At 38.0% G+C, this 24,121-nt stretch carries 24 protein-coding genes; 4 read left to right on the forward strand and 20 right to left on the reverse strand.

The annotated features are described in order from the left end of the window. Nucleotides 1–862: M13 family metallopeptidase (locus AC1DND_RS01220; protein WP_477578428.1), on the reverse strand; the 862-nt coding region annotated here is incomplete at its 3' end. A gap of 21 nt (nucleotides 863–883) precedes the next feature. Here AC1DND_RS01220 and AC1DND_RS01225 point away from each other — a divergent pair. Then, on the forward strand, nucleotides 884–1,621 hold the full coding sequence (locus tag AC1DND_RS01225) for an SPFH domain-containing protein (RefSeq protein ID WP_477578482.1): 738 nt from the start codon (nucleotides 884–886) through the stop codon (nucleotides 1,619–1,621). 174 nt (nucleotides 1,622–1,795) lie between these two features. Here AC1DND_RS01225 and AC1DND_RS01230 read toward each other — a convergent pair whose 3' ends face one another. From AC1DND_RS01230 to AC1DND_RS01245, 4 genes are all read right to left on the reverse strand, one after another. After that, nucleotides 1,796–3,961: a carboxy terminal-processing peptidase gene (locus AC1DND_RS01230; protein ID WP_477578430.1), complete on the reverse strand. Its 2,166-nt coding sequence runs from the start codon at nucleotides 3,959–3,961 to the stop codon at nucleotides 1,796–1,798. Nucleotides 3,962–4,168: 207 nt separating this feature from the next. Continuing rightward, nucleotides 4,169–4,858, reverse strand: coding sequence for a hypothetical protein (locus tag AC1DND_RS01235; RefSeq protein WP_477578432.1), 690 nt, complete (start codon nucleotides 4,856–4,858; stop codon nucleotides 4,169–4,171). Nucleotides 4,859–4,887: 29 nt separating this feature from the next. Continuing rightward, a complete protein-coding gene (locus AC1DND_RS01240) occupies nucleotides 4,888–5,730 on the reverse strand; it encodes an isoaspartyl peptidase/L-asparaginase (protein ID WP_477578433.1) in 843 nt (280 codons plus the stop codon). 88 nt (nucleotides 5,731–5,818) lie between these two features. Further along, nucleotides 5,819–6,694 (reverse strand): cyanophycinase, encoded by an 876-nt coding sequence (locus AC1DND_RS01245; RefSeq protein ID WP_477578435.1) that lies wholly within the window; start codon nucleotides 6,692–6,694, stop codon nucleotides 5,819–5,821. Between the two features lie 294 nt (nucleotides 6,695–6,988). Between AC1DND_RS01245 and cphA the strand changes: the two genes are divergently transcribed. Further along, the gene (gene cphA, locus AC1DND_RS01250; RefSeq protein WP_477578437.1) at nucleotides 6,989–9,604 is read left to right on the forward strand and encodes a cyanophycin synthetase; all 2,616 of its coding nucleotides are present in this window, start codon (nucleotides 6,989–6,991) and stop codon (nucleotides 9,602–9,604) included. Nucleotides 9,605–9,838: 234 nt separating this feature from the next. Here cphA and AC1DND_RS01255 read toward each other — a convergent pair whose 3' ends face one another. The 15 genes from AC1DND_RS01255 to AC1DND_RS01325 all read right to left on the reverse strand — a co-directional run bounded on the left by AC1DND_RS01255 (nucleotide 9,839) and on the right by AC1DND_RS01325 (nucleotide 20,576). Next, complete coding sequence (locus AC1DND_RS01255; protein WP_477578439.1) at nucleotides 9,839–10,294, reverse strand: PA2169 family four-helix-bundle protein; 456 nt, start codon at nucleotides 10,292–10,294, stop codon at nucleotides 9,839–9,841. Between the two features lie 104 nt (nucleotides 10,295–10,398). After that, nucleotides 10,399–10,917 carry a hypothetical protein gene (locus AC1DND_RS01260; protein WP_477578441.1) on the reverse strand — a complete coding sequence of 173 codons (519 nt, stop codon included), beginning with the start codon at nucleotides 10,915–10,917 and terminating at the stop codon, nucleotides 10,399–10,401. Between the two features lie 17 nt (nucleotides 10,918–10,934). After that, nucleotides 10,935–11,105: a hypothetical protein gene (locus AC1DND_RS01265; protein WP_477578443.1), complete on the reverse strand. Its 171-nt coding sequence runs from the start codon at nucleotides 11,103–11,105 to the stop codon at nucleotides 10,935–10,937. Between the two features lie 162 nt (nucleotides 11,106–11,267). Next, on the reverse strand, nucleotides 11,268–12,029 hold the full coding sequence (locus tag AC1DND_RS01270; RefSeq protein WP_477578445.1) for a class I SAM-dependent methyltransferase: 762 nt from the start codon (nucleotides 12,027–12,029) through the stop codon (nucleotides 11,268–11,270). A 13-nt stretch (nucleotides 12,030–12,042) separates the two neighbouring features. Then, entirely contained in the window at nucleotides 12,043–12,690 is a 648-nt protein-coding gene (locus tag AC1DND_RS01275) for a class I SAM-dependent methyltransferase (RefSeq protein ID WP_477578447.1), read from the reverse strand. Further along, complete coding sequence (locus AC1DND_RS01280; protein WP_477578448.1) at nucleotides 12,687–14,012, reverse strand: flippase; 1,326 nt, start codon at nucleotides 14,010–14,012, stop codon at nucleotides 12,687–12,689. Before AC1DND_RS01280 ends, AC1DND_RS01275 begins: the two co-directional genes overlap by 4 nt. A gap of 78 nt (nucleotides 14,013–14,090) precedes the next feature. After that, nucleotides 14,091–14,708 carry a hypothetical protein gene (locus AC1DND_RS01285; RefSeq protein ID WP_477578450.1) on the reverse strand — a complete coding sequence of 206 codons (618 nt, stop codon included), beginning with the start codon at nucleotides 14,706–14,708 and terminating at the stop codon, nucleotides 14,091–14,093. Between the two features lie 45 nt (nucleotides 14,709–14,753). Next, nucleotides 14,754–15,266: a DUF1569 domain-containing protein gene (locus AC1DND_RS01290; RefSeq protein WP_477578452.1), complete on the reverse strand. Its 513-nt coding sequence runs from the start codon at nucleotides 15,264–15,266 to the stop codon at nucleotides 14,754–14,756. Nucleotides 15,267–15,285: 19 nt separating this feature from the next. Beyond that, nucleotides 15,286–15,984, reverse strand: a complete 699-nt coding sequence (locus AC1DND_RS01295; protein WP_477578454.1) for a DUF4476 domain-containing protein — start codon at nucleotides 15,982–15,984, stop codon at nucleotides 15,286–15,288. 77 nt (nucleotides 15,985–16,061) lie between these two features. After that, nucleotides 16,062–16,751: a YjjG family noncanonical pyrimidine nucleotidase gene (locus AC1DND_RS01300; protein ID WP_477578456.1), complete on the reverse strand. Its 690-nt coding sequence runs from the start codon at nucleotides 16,749–16,751 to the stop codon at nucleotides 16,062–16,064. A gap of 124 nt (nucleotides 16,752–16,875) precedes the next feature. Then, on the reverse strand, nucleotides 16,876–17,193 hold the full coding sequence (locus AC1DND_RS01305) for a low molecular weight protein tyrosine phosphatase family protein (protein ID WP_477578457.1): 318 nt from the start codon (nucleotides 17,191–17,193) through the stop codon (nucleotides 16,876–16,878). A gap of 24 nt (nucleotides 17,194–17,217) precedes the next feature. Then, on the reverse strand, nucleotides 17,218–17,862 hold the full coding sequence (gene upp, locus AC1DND_RS01310; RefSeq protein WP_477578459.1) for a uracil phosphoribosyltransferase: 645 nt from the start codon (nucleotides 17,860–17,862) through the stop codon (nucleotides 17,218–17,220). 89 nt (nucleotides 17,863–17,951) lie between these two features. After that, complete coding sequence (locus AC1DND_RS01315) at nucleotides 17,952–19,220, reverse strand: DUF7033 domain-containing protein (protein WP_477578461.1); 1,269 nt, start codon at nucleotides 19,218–19,220, stop codon at nucleotides 17,952–17,954. A 135-nt stretch (nucleotides 19,221–19,355) separates the two neighbouring features. Next, nucleotides 19,356–19,862: a DUF6702 family protein gene (locus AC1DND_RS01320; RefSeq protein WP_477578462.1), complete on the reverse strand. Its 507-nt coding sequence runs from the start codon at nucleotides 19,860–19,862 to the stop codon at nucleotides 19,356–19,358. A 48-nt stretch (nucleotides 19,863–19,910) separates the two neighbouring features. Continuing rightward, nucleotides 19,911–20,576, reverse strand: coding sequence for a class I SAM-dependent methyltransferase (locus tag AC1DND_RS01325; protein WP_477578464.1), 666 nt, complete (start codon nucleotides 20,574–20,576; stop codon nucleotides 19,911–19,913). Nucleotides 20,577–20,832: 256 nt separating this feature from the next. On the opposite strand from AC1DND_RS01325, the gene AC1DND_RS01330 reads away from it, so the two are divergent. Continuing rightward, nucleotides 20,833–21,417 carry a HupE/UreJ family protein gene (locus tag AC1DND_RS01330; protein ID WP_477578466.1) on the forward strand — a complete coding sequence of 195 codons (585 nt, stop codon included), beginning with the start codon at nucleotides 20,833–20,835 and terminating at the stop codon, nucleotides 21,415–21,417. An 11-nt stretch (nucleotides 21,418–21,428) separates the two neighbouring features. Beyond that, nucleotides 21,429–23,801, forward strand: coding sequence for a M1 family metallopeptidase (locus AC1DND_RS01335; RefSeq protein WP_477578468.1), 2,373 nt, complete (start codon nucleotides 21,429–21,431; stop codon nucleotides 23,799–23,801). Nucleotides 23,802–24,121 lie beyond the last annotated feature (320 nt).

A 24,121-nucleotide genomic window follows, 5' to 3' on the forward strand; every position in this document is an offset into this window, starting at 1 on the left:
GCCTTACAATAACGGTATCCGTACTTGCCCCCAATTTACTTAAAACAGATTTCCACTCAATGTTCGGCGTCTGCTTTTGAAAGTCAGCCACGGTCATTTTGTTATAATTTTTCTGTGGATCGCGCAGTTGAACAGGAGTAGAATGCGATTGCGCAATAGCTGTTTCCAGTTTTAAAATATTGTCGGCATATTTAGCTGCATTGGCAGAATCGCCTGCCAGGCTAAAAATTTTTGTGATGTATTTAATGTACTCGGCTCTGATTTTTTTTGCCTTATCATCCTGTTCTAAATAATAGCTGCGATCAGGCAGGGTGAGACCGGCCTGCGAAAATGACAAAGCATTTTTAGTGCTTAATTTATCATCTGGTTCTACACCAAAGCCCAATAAATCTCCCTCACCATCTTTATAGCCGTTGACAACAAAATTGATTAAATCCTTATCGTTTTTAATCCCATCTATTTTATTTAAGAGCGGCTTTATAGGTTCGATGCCCAATTTCTCAATGGTAAGGGTATCCATTCCACTGGTATAGAAATCGCCAACTTTTTGTTCAGTACTTCCTTTGGCAGCATTAGCTTTTGAAGCACTTTCAAGAATGCTGTTCAGATTTTTCAGGTTATCGTTATATAAAGTATAAAAAGAACCCCAGCCTGTTTCTGTTTTAGGAATTTCAGTGTTTTTCATCCATTTCCCATTGGCATACAGGAAAAAGTTATCGCCAGGTTTTACAGTGGTATCCATGCCGGCTTTATCGAAAAATTCGGTGCGTGCATTCACCACATCGGCATCTTGATGGCTTTTATTCTGGCAGGCAGCAAAAAGCAATACGCCGGCCGCCGGAAGAAATAATTTAGTTTTCATTGTATATAAGTTAGTTAGAAGCTGTCGTTTCAAGCGGTAACACAAGATCAGGCCAATGTATATTTTAAGGCGATGCTATTATATTCTGTGGTAAACCAGGATGAAGAAACGATCAAAAATGTAGCTTTTAAGTTTGTAGATGCGACCAACTTAATGCAGGCACTAATCAGGACCATTGAAGGTTCGATCAGGGCGTATGTGGCTACGCAAAAGCAGGCAAATGTATTGGCCCAACGCAACGAAATTGTACTTCACGTTAAGGAGCAGATCGATCAGGTTTTAGATGGATGGGGTTATCATCTTCAGGATCTTCAATTGAATGATATTACCTTTGATGAGGAAATTATGCGTTCAATGAGTCGTGTGGTAGCTTCAAACAACTTAAAAGCAGCGGCTGAGAACGAAGGGCAGGCATTATTAATTACTAAAACCAAAGCTGCCGAAGCGGATGGTAATGCGATTAAAATTGCAGCTACAGCCGAGCGCGAGGCTGCACAGTTACGCGGGCAGGGTATCGCTTTATTCCGTGCAGAGGTGGCTCATGGTATGAGTAAAGCCGCTCAGGAAATGGAGCAGGCCAACCTGGATATTTCGGTAATCTTATTTACCATGTGGACTGAATCGATTAAACATTTTGCAGAAAACGGAGATGGAAACGTTATTTTTCTTGATGGTAGTGCCGATGGCATGAATAAAACCATGAAAGAGATGATGGCCATGCAGTTGAATAAACAGACTGAACCAACGGCGAAGAAATAAGTGTTTTAAACCTACGAGGTCTTTTGTCGTGCTGTCGGATGTTGCCATCTGACAGTTAAATAGATTAAAAACAAAGATGGTTTAGTGTCAGATAGGAATATCTGACACCACCGAAATAACAAAAAGGCCGCTTTAGTTTTTGCTAAAGCAGCCTTTCCATAGAAATATTTCTTCTTAGTTATTCTTTGGCATCAAGCCTAAGTTCATCACATAGTTACCAGATTGTTGCATAAAATCGCCCATTACTTTTAACGATTCATCTTCAATAAAATCGAAAGCATCTTGCTTGGTAATTTTATCTCCTTTTTTAATGGCAGGTAATCCTCTTAATGCCCTTAATTCATTCTGTCTGGCAAGTGTTTTAGCTTCTTGTGCGTCGCGCTCAGCTTTAAGCTTTGCCTCATTTAAGGTGACAGAAACTTCATTGTCACGTTTTTTAAGATCGGCAATATCTTGTTTCAGGTACTTAAAATCCAATGAGTTTGCGATACGCTGCTCGCTGTTTTTAACCAACTGTGCTTTAACAGGGGTCAGATTCGCAACTGCTTTAAAGCTGGAGTTTGGAATAACGTCCCATGGTAAGGCAGATGATTCAGTATCTTCTCCAATTTTATCCATCGGATAAACTGAAGGGAAAACAACATCAGGTGTTACACCTTTATGCTGAGTGCTGCTTCCTGCAACACGGTAAAATTTGGCCATGGTTAGGTTAATCTGACCTAAGTTAATATCAGCCGGGCTTGCTCCGCTTGGCGATGTGCCAACGGTTTTGTCTTTAGAAATTAATCCTGCTACCCTTTGTAACATACTTGGGTTTACCAATTTGTTTAAATCGATAGAAGATTGAACGGTACCTTTACCATAAGTTTGGCTACCCATAATAATACCACGGCCGTAATCCTGTATTGCACCAGCGAAAATTTCTGATGCAGATGCGCTTAAACGATCTACAATTACACCAAAAGGCCCATCCCAGGTTACACCGCTATTTTCATCCTCGTCCACTTCAATTTTACCGCGTAAATCTTTCACCTGAACTACAGGCCCTCTATCTATAAATAAACCAGTTAAAGAGATCGCTTCAACTAATGAGCCTCCACCATTTCCACGTAAATCCATTACGATTGCATTTACCTTATCATATGTTTTTAACGAGTCGATTAGTTTTCTAACATCGCGGGTAGTGCTTTTGTAGTTTTTATCACCTGCATTTGCTGCTTTAAAATCCGCATAGAACGCTGGTAGGGTAATAATCCCGATTTTATAATCTTTGCCATTACTGTTAATGGTTTTAACTTTTTTCTTGGCAGATGTTTCTTCCAAAACAATTTTATCGCGAACCAATTCGATAATAACTGGTTTAGAAGACATTTCTTTTCCAACAGGGATAACTTTTAAACGCACCTTGGTTCCTTTCGGACCTTTAATTTTCGATACGGTGTTATCCAATCTCCAACCCACTACGTCAACAAATTCTCCATCACCCTGGGCTACAGCAATAATACGATCGCCAGCACTCAGTTGTTTTCCTTTAAATGCAGGTCCGCCAGCAATAATTTCTGAGATTTTAACTACCTCGTTTTCTAATTGTAAACGGGCGCCAATACCTTCGAAAGAACGGGACATATCTTCGTTAAATGCTGCTGCGTTGGTTGGGTTAAAATAATTGGTATGTGGATCAATAGATTCGGTAAAAGCATCCATCAAAATCTGGAATACATCCTGATTATTGGTTTTTGAAGTTTGCGACTGTAGGTTCTGATAGCGTTTAGTTAACGTTTCTACGTTCTTTGCTTCTGCTGTTCCAGCTAAATTTAAATTGATCAGTTCGTATTTAACACGTTTTTTCCAGGTATCGTTTAATGCTGCTGAAGAAGTTGCCCAAGGCTGCTTCTCCCGGTCATATACATAACTGTCGGTTTGATTAAAATCATATTTAGTTTTAATCTGTGCTAAAGAATAGGTAAAATATTCATTTAACCTTTTGGCATAGACGTTATAGATGAAAAACGGCCCGCTTAAATCGCCATTTTTGAAATCATCATCCAAAGTATATCTGTATTTTTCAAATTCTTTGATATCCGAAGCCAAAAAGTAATTTTTACCCTGATCTAAAGACTTGATATACTTATCTAAAATGATCGAAGATATAGAATCATTGATCTGAATTTTTTTATAATTATAACTCTCAATCAAATTTACAACCTCTTTTATAACAAGTTGTTGCTGCTCATCAGGTTTTACGTTGGTAACACCCTCAACCATTGGCTGAGTTTTAGGTGCAGCATGACAAGCAAGTACTGCCGCAGTAAAAATTACAAAAAATATTCTCTTTAACATCTCTTTAAATGATTTAAAATCCATTTCCAATTCTATATAGCCAATATGATACCATTTTAGCAAAACTTTTTATTTAACAATTTCTTATGTAGAACGTTGAGCGTTATTTTTTGTTTTGATCGATACTCAAAATTTGACCAATTACAGACCTTTAAGGGCTATATTATTAGTGATGTAGGAAGATTTAAAGAAAAATAAGTATCTAAACTAGCTTGGGTTTACCTTTTTACTGGTGGTTTTGCTGGCGATCATTTCCCTGGCATCTTTGATTTGCGTTTTGTACTGGGTGGTTTTAATCGAGTTGGCAAGCCATTCGGCAGATTTCAGATCTCTCAGGGCAAGCGTAAAATCTTTCTTTTTGATTTTAACCTGAACAATGCCTAAAATAGATTCGATATATGAATTGTTGCTTTTTAGCTGTTTTGCCAATATACCCTGTTGGGTGTAAAACCACATCGATTGGGTATACTTGGTATTGGCCAGATAAACTTTGCCTAAAAGGTTATAGGTGTTCATTACTCCTGCTCTGTTTCCGGTTTTAGAATAATTTTTTAAAGCCACATTTAAAAGAATCTGCTCTGCATCAGTGAAACGGCCAAGTTGATAATGCATACTGCTCATCTTGATAACGGCCTGTCCGTACCTGTTGAAGTTTTTTACGGCATTATATTCGAAAGCGGCTTTGCCAAATAAGGTGAGGGCTTCGTTGAAATCGCCTTTTCGCTCTAAATCTTCTGCTTCCTCAAAAAAAGAATTGCCGTCTTCCAGGTCAAATTTAGATACCGCTATATTTATAGCACTACCGTTAGGTTCTTGGATCTCAGATTTATCTATATTTTGAGCTTGTAGTTGTAATGATGCAAAAAGGCCAATTAAAGCCAATACAATCTTGGTCATGCAACAAAAATAATACTTTAAATCTAATTTTAGCTAAATACCTGTAAATTAACATCAAAAGATGCCCAAACCATGTATGGATGCGAGTCGCAATGGTACACTTCGCCTGCTACAGAAATGCCTACAACGCCCGCAAAGCCATCAAAAGCTTTAAGTTCGGCAAAAGATTTATCTGATGCTTCCTTTAAAGAAAAACCATCGGTAACACGGGTTACAATTTTTGCGGCTAAGGCACCGCTTACAATATCTTCACCTACTCCGGTACAAGAAATACCTGCATATTGATTGGCATAGTTGCCTGCCACGGTTGCAGAGTCACTCACCCGGCAAGGGATTTCGAATCCTTTTCCCCCGGTGGAGGTTGCTGCTGCTAAATTTCCATCTGCATCGAGTGCTACACAGCCTACCGTTCCTTTATTGTTCTTTTGGTTTAATTTAGCTTCGTATTCTGATTGGCGCTGTGGGGTAATCGGATTGAAATATTCAAATCCATTTGTTCTGGCAAATTGCCGGGCACCATCACCACTAAGTACCCGGTCATCATATGTTAATAAACTCTGCGCAATCTGTATAGGATTTTTAACATCTTCTACATTAATTACACCACTAAATTTTTCTGTTTTACCATCCATTAGGGCTGCGCTCAACCTCACTTTTCCATCGCTTTGAATCTGCGAACCGATACCAGCGTTAAACAGTTCGTTATCTTCTAATAGCGCAACAGTATACACCACGGTTTCTAAAGCAGTATGTGTTTTCAGATACTCGTGTCCGAGCGTAACAATCGAAGCCAAAGCATCTTGTTTAGCCTTTTTCGTTTCCTGGTTGGTAGACGATTCGCTGAAGAAGCCGCCGTGTATGATTAATTTCATTTTTTTGAGTATTGTAGTAAATAAGTAGCGAGTATCAAGATTGGGTAAGTCCTAACTGAAAATCGCCCACTGTTAACTGCCAACTGAATTACCCTACCGGAACAACCTTTGGATGATGGATTACTAAGCTATGGTTTGTTAAATCATAAACGTCGCCATCGCACATTACATGTACCACCATGTTTTTAATTGAAACAGGCTGACCCATCTCTACGTCTGTTAAATTGGTATCGGCCATATTGCGGCCATCTACTAAAATTACCATGCCAGAGCCGATTGCTTCCATCGTATGGCCATCAGAGATGAAAAGCCCCGTATCTTCACCAAGACCAATCCCTAATATACCAGGATTGCTGGCAGCGGCATATAACAAGCGGCCAATTCTTCCGCGTTGAACAAAATGTGTATCAACAATAACATCATCAATAAAGCCTAATCCGCCGGTAATTTTAACCTCTCCCTTAAGCAAAGCATCTTTACTGCTACCCTGATAAATCATGTTTTTAGAGCTTGCGGCCGCCCCTGCAGAAGTACCGGCAATTACTACAGGTTCATTTCTGTATTTCTCTAGTAATATTTGATGGATTTTTGTTCCACCAAAAATTGAAGAAAGACGGAGCTGATCACCACCGGTAAAAATAATTACTTCGGCTGCTTTGATACGTTCATAATTTTCATCTGAATTGGCTTCTTCACGGTTGGTAATGTTAAGCACACCAACATTGTGCACGTCTAATTGTGCATAAGCCTTGATATATTCTTCACCAACCTTTTCGGGCATTAATGATGCTGTAGTGATGATCTCGAAGCGAGATTGAGTATCTCTTAATGATTCTGTAGTAATCCGTTTTAAAATTCCACGCTCAAAAAAATTCATATTCTCAGGTAGTCCGAATTGCGTTTCTGCGAAGCTACCTGTGTTTATTGCGCCACCAATGATGATGAGTTTACCTTTCGGAACCATTCTTTGTGTATTATAATTGTATCAAAAAACCCAAATATATAGGCTTATGATAAAAAACACGACTTTTTTTGTCAAGAATATTCAATTTATTAACAAACGTTAAAATATTATAACCTAAAATTAACAGGATTGTGCTTGAAAATAAAACAAATACACCTTAAAATTGATTTAGCTAAATGGAACGTCTAATTTCAAAATAAATGCATAATTTACCGTCATCAATTTTATTCTAAAAATTGAGTTAAAAAGGCTGTCCCAAACGCTTGTTTAAATAAAAAACGAACAAAACATTACATGAAGATATCAAACATACAAGTATTAAGAGGGCCAAACATATGGTCAATTAGCCGGAAAAAACTGATCCAGATGCGTTTAGATCTGGAAGATTTGGAGCAAAAACCAACTAACGTTATTGAGGGATTTAGTGAGCGGATAGAGAAATTGTTACCCAGCATGTTTACACATCGCTGTTCTAAGGGAGTTGAAGGTGGCTTTTTCACCCGGGTAAAAGAAGGGACATGGATGGGGCATGTAATTGAACATATTGCCTTGGAAATTCAAACTTTGGCGGGCATGGAAACTGGTTTCGGCAGAACCCGCCAAACTAAAACTGAAGGCATTTATAATGTGGTATTCAGTTATCTGGAAGAAAAGGTTGGTGTTTACGCTGCTGAAGCTGCAGTTAAAATTGCCGAAGCCCTGATTAATAACGAAGAGTACGATTTGGAGCACGACATCCGAAGGATGAAGGAAATACGTGAGCTGGAAGCATTAGGGCCAAGTACAGGTTCTATTGTGGAGGAAGCCGTAAGTAGAAGTATTCCATGGATCAGATTAAATAAAAGCTCTTTGGTGCAATTGGGATACGGTAAAAATCAGGTACGTTTTAGGGCTACCATGACCGAAAAAACAAGTAGCATCGCTGTAGATATTGCCAGCAACAAGGAAGAGACAAAACGTTTGCTTACCGAAGCTGCCATTCCGGTAGCCTCTGGAGTAACGATTTCAAATCCTGATGATCTGGAAGCATCTGTTAAAAAGGTTGGATTTCCTTTAGTTTTTAAACCACTTGATGGCAACCACGGTAAAGGTGCAACCATTAATGTGAAAACGATGGAAGATGCGGTTGCCGCTTTCGAATACGCCAAAACGTATTCGCGAAAGGTAATTATAGAAAAATTTATTACCGGTTTCGATTTTAGGGTACTGGTAATCGATCATAAAGTTATTGCTGCCGCACAACGCGATCCTGCACATGTTAAGGGCAATGGAATTCATACGATCCAAGAATTGATCGATAAGGAGAATGAAGATCCACGCCGTGGTTATGGTCACGAAAATGTGCTAACTGAAATTGCTGTTGACCGGGATACTTTGGATCTGCTGGCCAAAAAAGAATATACCTTAGAAACTATTCCCGAAAAGGGAGAAGTGGTTTATTTAAAATCTACTGCAAATTTAAGTACAGGCGGGACATCTATCGATGTAACTGACATTGTACATCCACAGAATATTTTTATATGTGAAAGGATTTCGAGGGTAATCGGATTGGATATCTGCGGTATCGATATCATGGCGCAAGACCTTACCCAGCCATTAACCGAAAACGGAGGTGTGGTTTTGGAAGTTAATGCAGCACCAGGATTCAGGATGCACCTTGCACCAAGTGAAGGCTTGCCTAGAAACGTAGCTGCATCGGTTATTGACATGCTGTATCCACAGGGAAAATTGTCACAGATTCCGATTATTGCTGTAACCGGAACAAACGGAAAAACCACTACTACACGGTTAATTGCGCACATTATCAGAAGTAATGGTAAACGTGTAGGTTTTACCACCAGTGACGGTGTGTATGTGCACAATACGATGCTAATGAAAGGTGATACCACTGGACCGGTAAGTGCTGAGTTCATTTTAAAAGATCCAACAGTTGAATTTGCGGTATTAGAAACCGCCCGTGGTGGAATTTTAAGAGCTGGACTGGGATTTAATGCATGTGATATTGGCGTAGTAACCAATATCCAGGAAGATCACTTGGGTATTTCAGATATCCATAATCTTGACGATCTGACACGTGTCAAAGCGGTTGTGATCGGGGCAGTGCGCCGTAAAGGTTGGGCAGTATTAAATGCCGATAATGGTTATTGCGTTCGCATTGGCAAAGATGCGCGCTGTAATGTTGCTTATTTTAGCATGGATGAAAATAATCCGGTGATTAAAGAACATTGTAGAAAAGGTGGAATTGCCGCCATTTATGAAAACGGATACATTACCATTAAAACAGGCGACTGGAAATTGAGGGTAGATAAAGCCACGCACATTCCATTAACTTTTGGTGGTTCCGTGAATTTTATGATCCAGAATGTGCTTGCAGCAACACTGGCAACCTATTTATGGGGCTATAAACCTGAAGATATCCGTTTATCGCTGGAAACATTTATTCCTTCTGCGGCGCATACCCCGGGAAGGATGAATATTTTCAGGTTCAAAGAATTTAAGGTACTGGTCGATTTTGCGCATAACCCTGACGGATTTAATGGCGTAAAAGGTTTCTTGCAAGGTGTAGAGGCAACCGAACATGTAGGTATTATTTCGGCAACAGGAGATAGAAGAGATGAGGATATTATCGAAACTGCCCGCATTTCTGCTCAGATGTTTGATAAAATTTATATTTGTCAGGAGAAATATCTCCGAGGCAGACAACAACAAGAACTGGTTGACCTGCTGGTAAAAGGCATCAAGGAAGTTGATCCGGATAAAGAGATCATCATTAACAATAAAAGCACCGAATGTTTGCAGATCGCGATCGAAACTGCTAAAAAAGGCTCTTATTTAACGATTCTAAGTAACACCATCGATAATACGATCCAGCGCGTTACCGAACATTTAGATCGGGAATTAGAGTCGTAATTCTTAACTGATTTAGTTCCTAAGAGATCGTCACCCTGACCTGTAGCGCAGCGGAAAGCTACGAAGTAAATTTATTTCAGGATCTTTAAAAAAAGATGCTGACCACGTAGTAGCTACAAGACAATTAAAAATGCTACTTCTACTTGTAAAATAAGTTCAGCATGACGGAACACCATAAAAAAACCTCCTCCGATAATAAATCGAAGGAGGTTTTTCTGTTTTTATCTCGGTCACTTATGCTTGAGCATCACGTAATCTTTTAATTTCATCATGCGATACTCTTAACGATGCTTTTTGGTCAGAGATTAAATCTCTGATATTTGAAGGAATATCCTCTTCCTCTAATGCCATTTTATATGCATTTTGTGCTGCATCTTCTCCAAACTCACAATTGTTTAAAACAGTTTTACGGTCGTGGCCGGTAAATAATGCCTTAACATCCATCCATGCCCGGTAAATTTTTCCGGAGTTTGTTGTTCCGGTTTCGATATCCTCACCCAATGCAGCTACTTCTGCAGCCAAAGCCATTTTATATTTTTGACTTTCGGCAATCATATTTAAAAATAGCGTTTTCAGATCGGCATCTCCATCCTTTAATTCCTGACGGGCTTTTTCATAACCTTCAATACGATCGTTATTAATTTGAACCAGATCGTTTAATACCTCTGCTGTTGCTGTTGTCGTTTTCATGTTTTTTTATTTTATAGTTTCGATGTATAAAAGCAACATGAACAATTAAAAAAAGGTTTGTCATTTTTTTTAATTGTCTACAACAGTGAGCTATATCAGCTTAATTATTTCTTTGAAAAGTATTGTGCCAGCTTTTCTTTAACAAAACGCCTAACACGGGTTACCATATTGCCTTTCCGTTTAATCAAAAAGCTTTTGATGGCTTTGTATGCGATGGGGTCTTCTGCTATTGTGGTCGGAAACTCAACAATGGGCTTGGGGTTGATAATTACGTTGTAGATATCATTTATTCCTGAGTGCACGCCAGTGCCATCATGGCCAATATTGTTAACGAGTGATTGCGATGGGTTAAGTGTGATGCCTCCTTTTAAAAAGATAGAAGCATACCATCTAATTGCCCAACTGTTGTTTTTTCCCTTCTTAAACGCTAACATCTGTTTCCAGAAGTTCATTTTATTGTCGATGGAAAATGCAGCTCTTTTCTTTTTATCAAACTGTTTTATAAGGATGTTAATATCTGGTTCGAAGTTTTTCCACGCCCTTCCCCATGTGGCCCAACCCCAACTTGTGGCCGCCCGGTAGAAAAACGATTGCGAAAGTTGATCTGATTTTAGAGGATACATGTAGGCCCCAATATGCATTACTTTTTCCTCTTCGCGGTTTCTTTATCCTGATCTGTTTTGGCACCATCAGAAAAGATATACAAATGGCTTTGTGCTGCCAATTCATTTTGTTGCAGGAATTGTAACGTACGCTCGGTGTGCTGCGGGCGGTTGTATACGAAAAGTGCTATTGGGGCAAGGTTTTGCATTTTTGTTTTTTATCAATTAAGTTTATCAATAAACTGCTCAGTTTCTTCGTCATTTCGACTGGAGCAACGCGGAATGGAGAAATCTTTAAATTATGTTAAGAATCAAGCTATAAGATTTCTCGGCTTCGTTGCACTTCGCTCGAAATGACGATCGCCCTACTCCTAAAATATATGCAGATTATGGTCAGATTTTTTGGTTAACACCGTATAGGCATTGGCAAACTGTTCTTGCTTTTTCTTCCCAAACAAGTTACCCAAAGTTTTTTTAATCTGGTATTCCAGTTCGATTTTTAAGTTTTTAGAAAAAGTTTTAGGTGCTTTTCTATTAATAAACTCATTAAACTTTACCGTTTCTGGTGCAGTCATCGAAACTTTATCTTCTAGAATTTCTAAACCTTCACTCTGCAGCAAGAACCTCAAGGAAGTTGGGGTGTACATGTTAATGTGCCCATAATCCAGAAAATGTTTCATTCTTTGGTCTACACCAAAGCGATAATCTTTAGGTACTTCAACAACAATATATTTTGCTACCCTTTTCAATTCACGGATCAGGATCCTTTCGTGTTCTACGTGTTCTAAAACGTGCGCAAGAATAATCAGATCAAATGCATCATCTTCATAAGGGATTTTATACCCATCAAAAGTTTGTGCTTCTTTTAAACTGGCGAGGTTACGGTCTTTTATAATGTCGACACCACTTTGTGCAATTTCTAAAGCATACAGTTCTGGTGCGAAATGCCATTCATTTAAAAAATGTAAAATGCTGCCATCTCCGGCGCCAACCTCAAGCACTTTTTTAGGCTTTAACCCTTTGCAAACATCAACAATATTCTGTGCTTTATATTTTGCGCCAAGCATTCTCCATGCTACATCGCTATTGGTATAAAAATTATCGTAGGCCGTTTTTACTTCTTCGCTTAACATGATGCTTACTGATTTAAATACCTAAACAATTATCCGTTTTATAAAAAACTGAGGTTGCTTTTTCGTAAAAAAGGCCTGGTGAAATCCCACTGAAGCTGATTTCTTTGAAACCTTGAGCCTTTAAAAGCACACGGGCAGGATGATATACTTCACGTTCACTATCATCCAAAACTAATACTCCGCTTTCTGATAGTGCATCAGCGCTATATTTACAACAGTTTACACGGTCGCGCCCATCAACAATAATAATGTCGAATTTTTTATCGAGCAAGGTTGCTTTTTTGGCATATTCCCCATCTTTTTCCAAATGGCAGAATATCATCTCAGCATTGGCCGGACTTGTATTTTTTACTTTATCAAACCAGCCTTTATCGTGCTCTACAGAAGTTACCGAACCAGCCCTTTCAGCATAAAAAATAGTAGAACTGCCAGAGCCATATTCGAAAATATGCTGTGTTTTGTTTATGCGTTCTTTAATAAAATCGATAAACGAATAGGTTACCCATGGCAATGCTTTTCCTTGCCCGTCTACGGCCTGTTTTTTATCAAAAGCCGTAAACCAGCCAATGCTGTTCAGATAGCCTTTATGTCCGTATGATAATAATGCCTTAAGCCTGCTTGGCTTTGCAATTAATGTGGTTAATGCTTTAAGAGTACTCAACGTTTAAATATTTTTTGAAATGCGGTGACCAAAAATAATGATTTTAACATCATTATACCTTGTTGACGAAGTTTAGGGATAAATAGTATAAAAAAGGCCGAAATAAAGTATGCGATTACTGTAGCTATTGCTGTACCCATCATTCCCATTCTTGGGATAAGGATAATGTTTAAAATGATATTTACAACCGCCCCTATTCCTGTTCGGATAAAAGTTAGCCGGCCAAAATTTTCTGCTATTAAATACTGTCCGCTTGCTACACCAAGAAATATGAAGGCAGAACCCCAAACATGAACCGACAACACAGGTGCGGCATCAGCAAATTCTGGTTTAAAATAACTATAAATGAACGGCGAGGCAAAAGTTATAAAAATGGCAAAACTTAAGCTTAACCAAACCATTAAATCGTATAAATTCTGAAGTCTCTTCTGATAACGTTCCTTATCATCTCTCCTCGCATTTAAAATTGCAGGAAAGAGTGATGAAACGATAGCAACAGGGACGAAGTTTAAAGCCTCGCTAAAGTTGACCACTGTTGCATAAGCACCCGCCTCGGCTGTCCCTTTCGCACCTAAAATCTGCTTAAGCATAATCTGATCAATTTTCATATAAACTGAAACCATTATGCCAGAAATGATCAGTGGCCATGAAAGGGAGAAGAGTTTTTTAGCCAATGTTTTTTCAAATCTCCAATTCAGAATACTTCTATTTTTTCTGTTATAGGTAATAATATAGCCTATAGAAAGTAAAACGGTATCAAAAAGAAAAGCAAAAAAGAAATAGCTGATTGGCGAATTTGTGTAGATTAAAATAATTTTTATTGCAGCAGAAACTAGATTCCCAATAATCTGCACCTGCATAATGTATTTGGATTTTACTTCTGATTGAAAATAAGAATCGATTACAGTAAAAGATTGAAATACACCAACAAACGAAAGCAATAATATGAATTGATATTGGATGTCCTCAAGTGGGTAAATGAGCCATGCAAGTGAAATTAAAGGAATGCACATAAAACCTGCAAAAGCTTTCAACCCAAATGCTGTGCCTAAGATCTGATCCCTTTTCTGCGGAAACTGGTGAAGTTCTTTTACAATAAACTGATCTAAGCCGAGGCCCGCCAATGCTGCGAATAAAAAAACATAAGCGATTGATGTAGTGAGAATACCATTACCATACGACAGCAAATAGTTTGCAACCGCGATATTCGTTAGCATTTTTATTCCTAAACTGCCAACTTTCCCGATCAAAAGCATTCCTGTATTTTTAAAATACTTTATTAGTGCTTCTTGGTCAAAACCTTTTATGGCGGGTAATTTCATTAACGCAAAGATGTAAAAAAATGTGCGTTAAGTTAGGTGCTGAATATTCAAAATATTAAGTACACAATATATGTACTATTATTTCCCTTCACTTTTTGTCTCTAGCGCTTTTGTTTCTGTTGTTTTGGTTTCGGGTGTTGGTACAGGAACAGTATTTACCACCGGGGCAGGTTTGCTGTTTAAAGGTGCGCCTACAGCAATATCGCAGCGATGGTTGGGCTGGCCGTGAGGTGGGTTCAAACCCTTTCCTGTTTTTATCGCTAAAGTTTGTTTCACTACAGCAGGCTGTGTGGTCACTACTTGTGTTGGTTTGCTATCCAGGGGTGCCCCAATAGCTATGTCACACCTGTGGCCAGGCTCTCCATGTTTAGGATTAAGTTTTTTACCTGATGTATTTACCATAGGAGGCGCCGGAACAGTTACCGGTTGTGGAGTAGCGCTTTTTTGTGGTTGAACGGCGGCTGTTTGGTGTAATGGTGCGCCAACTGCTAAAGCACAGGTATGGCCGGCATCGCCATGTGGCGGATTGAAAATTAGGTTAGTTTTGGCACTTTGCGCTGCGGGTTGCGCAGTATTGCTTTTTTGAAGTCCCTGTATTCCCGTAGGTGTTGGAATAACAGCTTGAGCAGTTTCTTTCTTTTCGCTATTACAGGCGCAAAGTAGCGTTAGGGCTAACAGGTAAAAAGCGTTTTTCATGGGACTGAGATTAATTTACTCAAATATGGCGAAATTAATTTAGGTCTAAAAACTCTTTTCTATTCTTTCTAGCTGCTTGAGGTGATGTTTTAAATGAATTTCGATAAACCTTAGCCATTGTTTGGCATTTAGATAACCTAGTCGTGGGTGTTTTGTTTTACAATTGGCTTTTGCATGGGCAATTAGAGGATAATTATCATCAAGACCTTTTTCAAACTCTAAAATAAAATCGAGGGCTTCTGTTTTGCTGATTTTTTTAACACGATCGGCCAGTCTTTTCGGAACTTTATACTTTTTTGACGGCGGCAGGGTGCCTAAAAGCAAAATCAGTTTTACAATAAAAAGTGTGGGTTTGTTTTCACCTTTACCACTTGCTGCACGTTCAAGTGCAATTAAGGAGAGCAGGCTTGAATCGAAAATATGCGAATATACTTCGCTGTAACTCCATCCGGCGATGGGTGGCGTGGTTTGAAAAATATCCTCGGAATAGTAAGATAATTTCGATTTATAGGCATCAACAATTTTATGTATCGATGCCTTTATTTTTGCAGCCGTCATTTAATAAAGATAAGCTGAATTACTGTTTCTCCAAATATTTTAAGAAATCGTCTTTATAGTTGAAAAATTCGAATGTTTCGGCGATTGTAAAATAATTTTGTGGATCTACAACCGTTTGATAGAGGCTTTTGGCAGTTTTTAAACGTTCAGTATCGAAAGTAAATGCTTTGAGTATGAGTTTGCATTGACTACTGGAAAATGAAGCTTTCTTATTTACCGCGTTGATGAGCCCCACCCTTTCATTGTCAAAACTTGATTTTTTATAGCTGGTATAAAATTCTTGAAAAGCTTCAGGCGATAATAGCCTATAGTTTAGGTCCGCTAGAGTTGGTTGAATAGGGCCTGTATTGAGATCTCCCGTAGAACCATAAAAATCATCAAGAGCGTATTGATTGTTGCGAAACAGGCTAAGTTGTTTAATTACATTGAGCCTGCCGTTATCGTAACCTAAAATGAGACGCTCCTGTGCATTTACGTTAATCCGCTCTCTTAGGATTAATCTATCGCCTTGCATTATAGACAACTCGGGTTTAGAATTATATACATCGTAAAAACGAAATCTGCCAGTAGCTGACCCCACCACTTCATCGTCTAAGTATACTGTATACTTGCCCGGTTTGGTAATTTGCAGAAATACTTCGGCAGAACTGCGGTTGTTTTGAGCGAAACTTAGGGTAGCAAAAAGCATTGCCAATCCTAAAAAGATGGTTTTCTTCATTTTAATTAAGGTTTCATTTGTGTGTGTTTTTAAACTAATGCCAAACTAATGCCAAAACCAAACAAAAAAGGGTAAAACTAAAAAAGTTTCAATAATTCTTCGAGATGTATAATTTCTTTCTGCACATCACCAGGTTTTTCCTTTTGTAAAGGATTGAAAAATATAGCCTCCATACCAAAATTTAAAGCACCATAAATATCAGCTTCAAGGCTATCACCGATCATAATACTTTCTTCTTTTAAAGCCTTTGCTTTATCCAATGCATATTCAAAAATAATGGGGTTAGGTTTATTTACACCCACATCTTCTGAGATAATTACGTTTTCGAAATAAGGATTAAGATTAGAGAGGTTCATTTTGGTTAAGGTTGTTTCCTTAAAGCCATTAGAAATAATATGTAGGGTATATTTTTGCTGTAGGTAGCCCAAAACATTTTCTGCCCCATCGAACAAATTGGTTTTGGTGGGTGAGATACTTACATAATCGTCCTCAAATTGATGAGGTACCGCATCAGGGTGAATACCTAATTGAATGAATGTTTTGTTAAACCTTTCCGATCTTAAAAAATCTTTGGTAATTTTCCCCAAATGGTAATCGGCCCATAGCTGATGGTTATTTTCGGTATATATTGTAATAAAATCGGCACACGATTTTAAGCCAAGCTCCTCTAGTTTATAGGTTTGGTATAGCTCATCTAATGTTTCTTCGGCATTGCGATCAAAATCCCAAATGGTATGGTCGAGGTCGAAGAAAATGTGCTTTTTCATGAGTATATATATTAGCTGCAACGGTGATGAAGCTATCAGATTTTTCTAATCCCTACGTGATTTGAAAAATCAYGATGGTTTCATGAGTGATGATTTTCACAAAGGTAGCCTAATGATTTTTGATTTATAAATAATCGGCAACTTTTGCATTTAATTCCTCAATAAGTTCGTCATCCATATACTGATATTCATCCGGGATATGAAGTGTAACAATTTCCTTATCGTAGGTTTCTTCAGGAAAACGTTCAGTGATCCTTTGCTTATGCTTTTTCTCCATCACAAAGATGAGATCGGCCCAGATGATCAATTTTGCATTAATTTTAATCTTAGCAGATGGCGCTGTTCCCGCTGACCTTACCTGATGATCGGGATGGTTTTTATAGATATTTTCCGCAGTGGCACTACGCCATTTATTTCTACTGCATATAAAGAGTATGTTCACTGGTTCTTGACTTAGGACTAAAAACTAAACCTTCTCTCCGTAGGCCAGATCGCCTGCATCGCCAAGTCCAGGTACGATATAAGATTTACTGGTCATTTCTTCGTCGATTGCTCCCAGCCAAAGTTTTGCTTTAGGCAGATTAGCACGTACATGTGCAACGCCTTCTGTACTGGCTATTGCGGCAACGATATGAAGTTCTGCAATTTTATAGCGGTTAATCAATTCTTTACAGCACATCACCATGCTTTGTCCGGTTGCCAACATTGGGTCGGCCATAATCAAAACTTTTCCTTCTAAATCTGGGGTAGAAATGTAATCCATCTGGATTACAAAATCGCCGCTTTTCTTTACTTTTCGGTAGGCAGAAATAAAACAGCATTCGGCTTTGTCGAAGATGTTAAGCAAACCTTGTTGAAGTGGCAACCCGGCTCGGAGTATAGTAGCTAAAACGGGCTGTTGAGTTAAAACCTCACAGGACGATACACCCAAAGGGGTTACGATTTCTTGAATGGTATATTCTAATGATTTGCTGATTTCGTAGGCAAAAAACTCACCAAGCCTTTCCATGTTTTTGCGGAAACGCATCGAATCTTTCTGAATGTTCTCATCCCGAAGTTCGGCAATAAAGGTATTGGCGATAGATTTTATCTTGCTTACATCAAAAATCATAGTAATGTTTCCGGTATCTTATAGGTTTATTCCTTGGGACGTTTAATTACTAAAATTAGCAATTTTAAGCCGGATAAATTAAATTAAAATCAATTTCCGGCATAATCGAGCATTTCTTTAAAGAGCGACTTTAGTTTTTTGTATTTCGCATTTGAAGATATACTTTTTAGACTCCAACTGCTGTAAAAGGTGCCGTTTACCACCTTCACTGCATCGATATATTGGTGTATTGTTTTAGTGGCTGCCTCACGTGTTAAAAACTGAAGAATATAATCGGTGAAGCAGTAAGAATTAACGATTAAAGGGGTTACTTTTTCGAGCTGAAGATCGTACCAGTTAAATGGCGTACAGGTTCCGGCCCTAAAGCCCGGTACATTACTATAACCCATAGAATAATCGGAAGTAATACCGGAATTAAGAATATTTAAATAGCAAATGGGGAATTTTAATACTTCTAACTGCTGACTACTTACAGGTGCAGGGTTTGGGTTGATTTTTTTGAGCTTAACAAGGCCTTCTTTAATCTCGAGCATTTTTTGCTTATCGCTGGCACAAGGTCTTAATAGCCCAACTGATTGATTGTTAAGTATTTTTGAAACGCCATTTATCCTAATGTAATTTATCGGCACATCAGGGAAATCGACAAAATAAAGAGGATTATTTTTTTTTGAAGAAAATAGCTGGTTTACCTCATCTAAAACCTGCTCATTATTAATCCCTACCCCTGTTAACCTGTCAAATTTCGAGCTCAGGTAATTGTTATCTTTTTTAAAGATAGCACTGAAAATAAATTTGGTCCTATTTAATAATCCCTCGGGCAAGTTGGGCAAAATATTGAAGTGAACGGTTGGCTGGTGCTGAAAATTCTTTTCGTGGAACTTAAAATGTGGATGCTTTTTTTTGATCAAACTTTTAATGATCAATGCCCATTCATCAATAATCGGTTTATCTAAAATCTTCCATTTGTGCTGATGGCTTTTTGATGGCCTAAATTCTTCTTCATTTTTTTTGGGATAAAAATATTCCTCATACCGGCTTAATATAAAAAATGAGGCAGCAAAAACATCAAATGGCAAGGCTGATTGTGTAACCGGAAAAGGGGCCTGATATTCGCCAAAAGGAATAGTTTTTGGCTTAATTTCTTCTAATTTGTTGGAGAAGAGTAAAGTGGTACGCTTAAAAAAAAGTTCCTCACCCAGTGGCTCTTCGCCATAACTGATTTTGACATGCTCGCTCTGTAGAAAATATTGGCTATTGCCTGTAAATTCCAATTCTGTTTTAAGAATATCTTTAAAAATAAAATTAAAGATATATTTTATCCGAGGCGTTAATATATTGGAGAAGATGATTAGATGCATAACTTATTTTAACAACACGGTATTTAAAAAAAGATTACAAGAAATATTTCTCAGCAGATATTAACTTAAATAATATTGCCTTCTAAAATTAACGGTAATTTAACATTAAGCCGTAATTTAATACAAAAATTACAATTAAAAGTTTGCTGTGAACTTTTTTTCAGGGTAAAGGATTTTTGTGCTTTTACGGTTAGGGCCTTTTACAATATGTACAATGCTCATCTGATCATCAAACATATCATATAAAATAGTGTTGCTCACCTCAACCGATTTTAAGGAAAGAATTTTCTCTACCTCAAGATAAATATTAGTAGCTTCATGATCGATCTCAAATCCGATGTAGTTCATTGAAGCCGCTTTGCCATTGGCTTTTAGCTGTAAATGAGAAAGTAGATATTTTTTCACCAATTCATCCATTGCCTTCTTCATATTCGGATTGCTCAGATCGGTTTTCTGTTTGTATAATTTGGCTAAAATTGCCTCAAAGTCGTCAGAAAAGATTTTACAGCTTACTTCTAAGGTTTTATCCTTGGCATTAAAGTTTACTTCAGTTGTGCTTACATGCAAAGGGTGTTTTATTCCTGCTCCAACAGAAAAAAAAGCAACACACAAAAGCAAAAAACTATATTTTAATTTACGCATCAACATATTAAATCTTTCCTTAAAAGGGCAAAGTTAACACATAATCTTCTACTTGTTAAATGTAATTAAGGTGTTATGTCCACATTGTTCTAAATGTAAGTGCCTGAAATTTAAGCGGGCAAATATTTTACTTAGTTTCTTATGGGATGGATGAACATGTGTAAGCTTAATATTAAAATTTTCATTGAGCCAATAGCTCATTTTAATGGCCAATTTTCTAAAACCCGATTCTTTTGCAAGTTCTTCCTGAAGAAATTTCTCATTGTTAACCACAATAAAACCGTAGCCGTTTTCTTTGATTAAGTTGTAGATACATTTTGCAAAACGGTAATCGTTAATGCAATAATACCAACATATGCGGTTAAAAATAATATCGAACTTGCCATGGGCTTCTTCTAAATAGCCCAATGAAAAATTTACTGTTATATTTTGGTCCCGAGCTTTTGCTCTTGCTATTGTTAAATAATTCTGGCTGATGTCGTGCCAGGTAACTTTTGCGCCCCTTTTGGCAAATTCGATACTATATTGCCCGGGCCCGGCCCCCAGATCAAGTAAAGTTTTGTTTTCGAAACTGCCTAAGTGGGTTTTTATAAAATCTATTACCTTGCTGTCAATTTTTTTATATTCATTAGCCGCATATTTTTCAGCAAAAGCTTTTGGAACAGGATCGAAACCTTTTTCTGGTTTTTGTAAGTGATATTTAAGCCAAAGCATAGTGTTGAATAGAAGACCAATAGTTATAGTACCAAGTTACTGTATTGGCTATGTATATTAAACAACAATTTATGTTTACAACTGTAAACCCAGTTGTTTGCGATAAAACTTCGCCAAAAAGTACTAAATAACTTAAAGAATAGTAACAAATTTGGTATTTAGACTTTTGTTTACAAGATATTTGGGGTTTTTGTAATTAAAAATATAATTTTAGCTATTGTAAACTATTTCATTCTCAATAGTTAGCTTATTATTCATGCCGTTACAAGATTTTATCTTTTATTTTAAATTGGGTTGGGCGCATATCATCAGTGATGATGCTTTAGACCACCAGCTGTTTATTTTGGCACTGGTTGCCATTTACAGTTATGTCAATTTAAAACAGGTGCTCATATTGGTTACGGCTTTTACCATTGGCCATTCCTTTACCTTACTTTTAAGCGTATTGGATATTATCCGGTTTGATAGTAAATGGGTAGAATTTTTAATTCCCTGTACCATTGTAATTACCGCAATCAGCAATTTGTTTAGAAAGAATTTTTCCTTAAAATCAATTAAGATCAATTATTTTTTGGCACTTGGTTTTGGTCTTATTCATGGAATGGGCTTTGCAAACTCCATCCGGATAATGCTGGCCAAAGATCAGAATATTGGCTGGGGCCTATTTGGGTTCAATGTAGGCTTGGAAGCCGGCCAGGTTTTTATGGTAATCATCATTCTTTTAATTACCTTTTTAATTTTTAATTATACCCGCATAAAGCGTATGAACTGGGTTTTATTTATATCAGCAGCCGTATTTAGCCTGGCTTTAAAAATGGCTTTAGAACGAATTCCTTTTTAATAAACCATATCATGAATAAACTATTTCCTTTAACCGGCCTGCTATTCTTTTCTGGTAGCCTGGCTATGGCCCAAAATACTCAGAATAACCCAGGGAGTAACCATGGGAATAAGTTTGAGCAGTTGGGCACCATTTTACCAACACCTAATGAACAACGTACAGCGAGCGGAGCGCCTGGTGTTAAATACTGGCAGCAACGTGCCGATTATAACATCAAATGCGAGCTGGATGAAAAAAATCTGTTGTTAACCGGATCTGAAACGATCACTTACACCAATAATTCTCCTGATCCATTAACTTATATCTGGTTGCAGCTTGATGAAAACGAGCATAGCACGGATCGCAATGCGAATTACCAGGATGCGACTAAAATGCCTGCTACCGGAACCACTAAAAATTTAGATCAGTTAAGTGTAACAGGAAATAATGGTTTTGGTATAAATATTACCAAATTAACCGATGCAGCCGGTAAAAACTTACCCTATACGGTTAACAAAACCATGATGAGGGTAGATTTGCCTGTAGCGCTGAGAAGTGGGCAAAAATTTATCTTTAATATCGATTGGAACTATAAAATTTCTGATCGGATGAGTGTTGGTGGCCGTGGAGGGTATGAGTTTTTCCCAACCGATGGGAACTACCTGTTTACCATGACCCAGTGGTACCCACGCTTATGCGTATATAGCGATTTTCAGGGATGGCAGAACCATCAGTTTACGGGTAGAGGCGAGTTTGCCTTAACCTTTGGCGATTTCAAAGTTCAAATGACTGTTCCGGCTGATCACCTGGTGGGTTCAACGGGGGAATGTATCAATTATAGCGCTGTTTTAAATCCAACTCAATTAAGTAGGTATAATTCTGCTAAAACTGCTGCTGCGCCTGTAGAAATACAAACCTTGGCTGAAGCTAAACTGGCAGAAACCAAAAAATCTACAGCTAAAAAAACATGGGTTTTTAATGCGAACAATGTCCGCGATTTTGCGTGGACATCCTCACGTAAGTTTATCTGGGATGTCATGCCTCAAAAAATTCAGGCCAATAACAATACCGTAATGTGCATGAGTTTTTATGGAAAGGAAGCGTACAACCTTTACAGTAAATTTTCTACCCGTGCGGTAGCGCATACCATTAAAACCTATTCAGATTTTACCATCCCATACCCTTACCCTGTTGCACAAAGTATCGAAGCCGCAAATGGAATGGAGTACCCAATGATCTGTTTTAACTATGGTCGAACAGATACGGATGGGACATACAGCGAAAGCACTAAAAATGGGATGTTAGGTGTAATTATTCACGAGGTTGGACACAACTTCTTCCCGATGATTGTAAATAGTGATGAACGCCAATGGACCTGGATGGATGAAGGACTAAATTCTTTTGTTGAGTATTTAACCGAAGAACTTTGGGACAACAAATTTCCAAGTAAAAAAGGACCGGCATATACCATTGTAGATTACATGAAACTCCCAAAGGATGAGCTGGAGCCAATTATGACCAACTCTGAAAACATTACCCGTTTCGGTCCAAATGCGTATTCGAAACCTGCTACCGGTTTAAATATCCTTCGCGAAACCATCATGGGACGGGAACTTTTTGATTACGCATTTAAAGAATATTCGAGAAGATGGGCTTTTAAACACCCTGAACCTGCTGATCTTTTCCGTACCATGGAAGATGCCAGCGGCGAAGATTTAGATTGGTTTTGGAGAGGTTGGTTTTACGGAACCGATCCCTGTGATATATCTTTAGATAGCGTGAAATTTGCGAAAGCCGATTTCCCTAAAGATTTGCCAGAAGCTAAATCGAAAATGGTTAAAATTGATAAACCTGCCGTTAATGCCTTTGAAGATATTTCGAAAATCAGAAACCGCGAGGACAAGAAAATTAATTTTTACGTAGATAAAACTCCTGCAGCACAAGATTTCTACTATAAATACGATAGAGGAATGGTTACTGTTGATACCACTGTTGCTACTAAAACAGAAACTGCTGCAACTCTAGAAGCTGTTCCTTCAGCAGAGCAGGACCAATATGGCAACAAATTTATTTACGAACTGAGCTTTAGCAATAAAGGAGGCTTGGTAATGCCTATCATTGTTGAGTTTACCTATAAAGATGGAACAAAGGAAATAGACCGTATTCCAGCGCAGATTTGGAGGCACAATGAATTGAAAACAGCTAAGTTTTACGTTAAAAATAAAGAAGTAGCCTCTATTTTAATTGATCCTTTACGTGAAACTGCAGATATCGACACCTCAAATAACACTTGGGGCGGTAAAGCAAAAGAAAGTAAGTTTAAGGTATATAAAACCAAAGTTGGTGGGGCAGTAAGAGGCCAGTCGGTTGGTAAAAACCCAATGCAGGCCGCAGCGGGTAAATAATCGCATTGTCATCCTGATCGATCGTCATTTCCGTAGTTCTCCAAAGGAACTCCTTTGGAGGAGAAATCTTTAAGCTGATGACATTACGATTCTCGCTTTCGCGAGGATGACCCCAAATCCCTATTGAATTTTTCAATGGGGATTTTTTATTGAATGAGGTAATGCTAAGAATCAACCTAGTAAATCAAAAGTTTAACTTTGGATTTACTAGGTTCGTATGCCTTTAATCTGTCTAAAAGGCTATTTGAGTATTGAAGGTTATAAAATTCTGAAGGGAATAAATTTCTTATTACCCCCAACTTTCCTGACTTTCCCCTGTT

It is taken from the genome of Pedobacter sp. 01N416, assembly GCF_056399685.1.

Excerpts from the sequence above, each read along its gene's own strand:
- AC1DND_RS01230 (WP_477578430.1), bottom strand. The coding sequence starts at position 3,961 with ATGTTAAAGAGAATATTTTTTGTAATTTTTACTGCGGCAGTACTTGCT.
- AC1DND_RS01235 (WP_477578432.1), bottom strand. The coding sequence starts at position 4,858 with ATGACCAAGATTGTATTGGCTTTAATTGGCCTTTTTGCATCATTACAA.
- AC1DND_RS01240 (WP_477578433.1), bottom strand. The coding sequence starts at position 5,730 with ATGAAATTAATCATACACGGCGGCTTCTTCAGCGAATCGTCTACCAAC.
- AC1DND_RS01245 (WP_477578435.1), bottom strand. The coding sequence starts at position 6,694 with ATGGTTCCGAAAGGTAAACTCATCATCATTGGTGGCGCAATAAACACA.
- cphA (WP_477578437.1), top strand. The coding sequence starts at position 6,989 with ATGAAGATATCAAACATACAAGTATTAAGAGGGCCAAACATATGGTCA.
- AC1DND_RS01255 (WP_477578439.1), bottom strand. The coding sequence starts at position 10,294 with ATGAAAACGACAACAGCAACAGCAGAGGTATTAAACGATCTGGTTCAA.
- AC1DND_RS01260 (WP_477578441.1), bottom strand. The coding sequence starts at position 10,917 with ATGTATCCTCTAAAATCAGATCAACTTTCGCAATCGTTTTTCTACCGG.
- AC1DND_RS01265 (WP_477578443.1), bottom strand. The coding sequence starts at position 11,105 with ATGCAAAACCTTGCCCCAATAGCACTTTTCGTATACAACCGCCCGCAG.
- AC1DND_RS01270 (WP_477578445.1), bottom strand. The coding sequence starts at position 12,029 with ATGTTAAGCGAAGAAGTAAAAACGGCCTACGATAATTTTTATACCAAT.
- AC1DND_RS01280 (WP_477578448.1), bottom strand. The coding sequence starts at position 14,012 with ATGAAATTACCCGCCATAAAAGGTTTTGACCAAGAAGCACTAATAAAG.
- AC1DND_RS01285 (WP_477578450.1), bottom strand. The coding sequence starts at position 14,708 with ATGAAAAACGCTTTTTACCTGTTAGCCCTAACGCTACTTTGCGCCTGT.
- AC1DND_RS01290 (WP_477578452.1), bottom strand. The coding sequence starts at position 15,266 with ATGACGGCTGCAAAAATAAAGGCATCGATACATAAAATTGTTGATGCC.
- AC1DND_RS01295 (WP_477578454.1), bottom strand. The coding sequence starts at position 15,984 with ATGAAGAAAACCATCTTTTTAGGATTGGCAATGCTTTTTGCTACCCTA.
- AC1DND_RS01300 (WP_477578456.1), bottom strand. The coding sequence starts at position 16,751 with ATGAAAAAGCACATTTTCTTCGACCTCGACCATACCATTTGGGATTTT.
- upp (WP_477578459.1), bottom strand. The coding sequence starts at position 17,862 with ATGATTTTTGATGTAAGCAAGATAAAATCTATCGCCAATACCTTTATT.
- AC1DND_RS01315 (WP_477578461.1), bottom strand. The coding sequence starts at position 19,220 with ATGCATCTAATCATCTTCTCCAATATATTAACGCCTCGGATAAAATAT.
- AC1DND_RS01320 (WP_477578462.1), bottom strand. The coding sequence starts at position 19,862 with ATGCGTAAATTAAAATATAGTTTTTTGCTTTTGTGTGTTGCTTTTTTT.
- AC1DND_RS01325 (WP_477578464.1), bottom strand. The coding sequence starts at position 20,576 with ATGCTTTGGCTTAAATATCACTTACAAAAACCAGAAAAAGGTTTCGAT.
- AC1DND_RS01330 (WP_477578466.1), top strand. The coding sequence starts at position 20,833 with ATGCCGTTACAAGATTTTATCTTTTATTTTAAATTGGGTTGGGCGCAT.
- AC1DND_RS01335 (WP_477578468.1), top strand. The coding sequence starts at position 21,429 with ATGAATAAACTATTTCCTTTAACCGGCCTGCTATTCTTTTCTGGTAGC.